4 protein-coding genes are annotated in these 3,911 nt (G+C 40.0%); all 4 read right to left on the reverse strand.

Annotated features, from left to right (window positions below; translation table 11 throughout):
* Window positions 1-68 precede the first annotated feature (68 nt).
* Complete coding sequence (locus KKB09_03865; GenBank protein ID MBU4300332.1) at window positions 69-1,460, reverse strand: transposase; 1,392 nt, start codon at window positions 1,458-1,460, stop codon at window positions 69-71.
* A gap of 52 nt (window positions 1,461-1,512) precedes the next feature.
* Window positions 1,513-1,710, reverse strand: coding sequence for a hypothetical protein (locus KKB09_03870; GenBank protein ID MBU4300333.1), 198 nt, complete (start codon window positions 1,708-1,710; stop codon window positions 1,513-1,515).
* Window positions 1,711-1,968: 258 nt separating this feature from the next.
* Entirely contained in the window at window positions 1,969-3,357 is a 1,389-nt protein-coding gene (locus KKB09_03875) for an ATP-binding protein (GenBank protein ID MBU4300334.1), read from the reverse strand.
* Between the two features lie 34 nt (window positions 3,358-3,391).
* Window positions 3,392-3,911 (reverse strand): PGF-pre-PGF domain-containing protein (locus tag KKB09_03880; GenBank protein MBU4300335.1); only part of this gene is annotated, 520 nt, incomplete at its 5' end.

The raw sequence follows: 3,911 nt of genomic DNA on the forward strand, positions 1-3,911 counted from the left end.
AACTTAACCTCGCCACTTCTGCATAGCTTCCGCTAAATTTCTTCCATTTCATAGTTTGCCACTTGCGGTTACCACCGCAAATTAAGGGGTTTATCCCCGCAGTTTCGTACAAAATCTCCAAGAATTGACCTTATTTCTTCGGAAATATTTGATAAAATCTTGAGTCTGAACTTATTTTTCGGATAAATTACAGTAAGTGTCAAATTGTTCAGGTATTTTTTGAGGAGCTTAACGTTTCTGACTATCGGTTTTGGCGCAAGAAAAAGTGTCAAATTTATCAGAAAATTTGCAAGGAAAATAATGAGCAAATAGCCTATCAGGGCGTATTTGCTCCGGTGCCTGATAGGAGTCAGTTCAGTTCCTTCTTTCATATTCCGTATCAGTTTTTCTGCTTTGTCACGTTCCTTGTAAAGTGTTAGGATTTTTTCGGGCTCTGTGTCAACAGAGCTTTCAAGGATAAAATATCCTTCAAGGCCTGTAAGATATGGATTTTTTATTTCATCAAGAGTTTTCTGTATTTCACCCTTTGCAATTATGTATCCTTCCTTTGAAACGTATTTTGCAAGCTCTTTTCCTTTTTTGACTTTCCGAATCTTTGAGTCGTTTTTGTCAAGTTCTTTCTTGAATTTCTTTATACGCTTACGGATTTGGTCATCTCTGAGTTTTTCAGAAAAGAAGACATAGTTGGTTTCGTTTTCTTCGGCAATTTTTGCGCATTCATAAATTACGCCATTGGCAATGATTTTTTCATGCTTATTTTCATTAAATGATTTGATGTATTTTGCATATGCCAACCGTTTCTTTGCTTTCAATGTTAGATAGCCATAACCCATTTTTCTAATTTTTGCCTTATTTGCTTTTGTATTTGCGCCGCAGTCAAAAATCAGGAGGCTGTTTTTGGCAAGGACTTTGCCAACCGTTTTCAGCATAAATTTCATATGCTTTTTGTCCTGGACATTGCCTTTTTGTATTGTCAATGCAGTTGGAATTCCGTTGATTCCCGTGCTTATGCCGAATGTCAATTGCTTGTTTCCCGGCTTATGGTCTCTTGAATATCCTAACGCTCCAAGCTCTGCATTTTTGCCTTCAAAAGAGCCTGATGAGAAATCCGTAAACTGCTCTTTTGAAACAAGATTATGCTTTTTCAGAAGATTTTGGTAATTTTCAAGAATAAACGGCTCTTTCTTTCCAAGCCTTTCCAGTGTTCTGTTTATTGTCCGCTCTTTTGGATCTTCTGAAAAACCAATGTGCTCAAACATTTCAGAAGGATAAACGGACTTCATTCTATGAATAGAAACACAGGGACCAAGTCGATTATTGATGAGCAATTTGGAGCATTCAGCAAAGTTTTTTGCTTTTCCGGCTACGCCGGAAAATAATGCGTTAAAAACGCAATAATCTTTATCAATCTTTTCGACCAATGCTAAATTCTCTACGGGGAAAATTACATTTTCTTTCATGTTTTTCACAAAAAGTGTTAGAAAATGTAACTTTAATGTTCATGTGGCGAAGTTAGGTATCAATTGAGAACCACGACTGGTTAACTGTTTCGTTGAATGTGATGTTCAGAAGCGGCGTGCGGTTTGCCGTAATTGTCGGCGGCGCGTCCACAGTAATCGAAGGAACTGCGAATGCAAAATACGCAAACAGAAACAGAGCAAAAATGCCAATAAACCATGCGCGTTTTCCAGAATGCGCCTTTGAATTCACAGGTACCAAACACTCCTTTAATTTATATTTGGGGGGGGGCGTTTATATCCTTTCGCGAACTTCTTTCGCTCTAGGCTTTAAAGGTGCTGCCTTTAAACAGATGCCTGCCTTTTTTGCAGTTTCAGCCCAAATCGGCGACGTTCACATCAAACTATGACTCTTAGCCCCTTCAGCATGTCCGTCAGCCATAACATCCTTTGCATTTCACTTCGGCGCGACACTAACGGTTCTGTTGGCGAACGCTATCGTTACCCGCCATCAAAATAGCTTCTCCATATCATTAATGTCGAAAAGCAATACATTCGGCTCCTTGAATTTTTCCTTGAAAGACTTGGCAAAGATAGCGTAATGCTCCTTTCTCACATCCCTTTCCCAGTCGACAAACTTTACCCTTTCCTTTAATTTGGTCAATATTCTTTTTGCGTCCAGTTTATCGTGCCATTTACATTCACAAAATAGGATTTCTTTTTTGCTCTCATTTAAGGCAATGATATCTATCTCATTGTCTTTATGCCACCAGTTGCCTATTTTCTCAATTTTAAACGGAGCAAGATTTTTTCTGTGCTGCGCCAGCAAGAACTCAGCACAAATTGCTTCAAATTTCCGTCCAACATATGTATTAAATTCAGCACCCATAATTTTTTCAATTGCTTCTGCCTTATTTTCCTCTATGTCTTCCTTGTGGGCGTAAATGAATTTAAACCAGAAATCAAAGAAGTTGTCGTTTATCTTGTATCTGGTGTCTCTTGTTTTCTCTTTTCTTAACGTCACTGGGTATATCTTCTCAATCAGATGAAGCGTAATCAACGTATCTATGTACTTTGACACCAGCGTTTTATCCAACTGCGTATGATTGGTTATCTCTCCAAAGGTTGTGTTGCCAAAGCTTATCGATTTCAGTATTGAGAAATAGTTTCTTGGCTCCCTTAGCTCTTCCCTCAGCAAAAATTCCGGTTCGATATAAAGAAAGCTGCCCCTGTTAAAAACCTTTTCTTTCAGGTTTTCAATAAGCTCTTTTTTGTCATCAAACTGCAACAGGTACTGCGGTATGCCATCCAAAACGGAAAAAGCCTTTATCTGGTTCTCAATATCGTACTTTGGAAGGAATTTCCTTGCATCCCCGAACTTAAGCAATTCAACATTCCACTGCCCGGTTCTTCTGCCATATAGCGGGTTTTTATATCCCATCAGGCTTTCCATCATGGAGATTGAGGAGCCGCAAAGTATGAGGAATACTTTGGTCTTTCTTAGATGTTCGTCCCAGATTTTTTGAAATATGGAGTCTATTGCCTTATTTCCTTCCATAAGGTACGAAAATTCGTCTATAACGAGAACAATCCGCTGGTTTCTGCACTTTTCTGCAAACTCCTTGAATAGCTCGACGTAATTCTCGAATTTTACTTTTTCAAACAGCGAGTCTTTCAGGAATTCTGCCATGTTCTTTTGCAGTTCCCTGATGTTTTCGGCTTCCGGCCTTCGGTCTGCTAAAAAATATATGGACTTCTTGTTTTTTATGAACTGCTTTATGATTTCTGTCTTTCCGACGCGCCGCCTTCCATAAAGGATTATGAACTCGGCAGAAGCCGAGCCAAATCGTTCGGATAAAAAGGCAAGCTCTTCGTCCCGGTCTACAAATTGTTGAATCATAAGTATACTAATCGTGTTTCAACTATATAAAGCTTTATTTTCCAATCTTCTTCTTTATTCCTTCTATGCGCTTCTGTATATCGTCCAGTTCTTCATCGGCCTTTGGCTTCTTTCTCTCATTATGATGTTCTGGAAGATTTCGCACAGGTGAATGATAACTCCGTTTCGGCTCTGGTTCAGCACCTTCGCCATGCTCGTTTCGCGGCGCTTTATCCTCCTTTGTCGCCTTTATTTTCGTTGCCGCATAAGCCGCGACAAGCAATATAATTACTGCGACAAGATATACAATGTATGACGGCGAATCCTTCTGTTCCTCAACAGCTGACGCATCCGGTTCTTTCGGCTGTTCGGTAGTGGTGGTCGTTTCCTCTTTAACCGTCTCCTTAGGCGGCTCAGCAGCGGGAGGCGAGGTTTGAGCCGCCTGCGCTTTCTCTCCGACAATCGCAAAATAAGAAAATGCGTTAGTATATGCACGGTAATAATTCACAGTCGCGGTTGAATTGAGCAAATCCGTCTTCAGCTTGTTCCAGCCGTTTTCATAGCGAGCAAGCCAT

The organism is Nanoarchaeota archaeon, from assembly GCA_018897155.1.
Classification (GTDB): domain Archaea; phylum EX4484-52; class EX4484-52; order EX4484-52; family LFW-46; genus LFW-46.

Coding starts and splice junctions, on each gene's coding strand:
- KKB09_03865 (MBU4300332.1), bottom strand. CDS start 1,460: ATGAAAGAAAATGTAATTTTCCCCGTAGAGAATTTAGCATTGGTCGAA.
- KKB09_03875 (MBU4300334.1), bottom strand. CDS start 3,357: ATGATTCAACAATTTGTAGACCGGGACGAAGAGCTTGCCTTTTTATCC.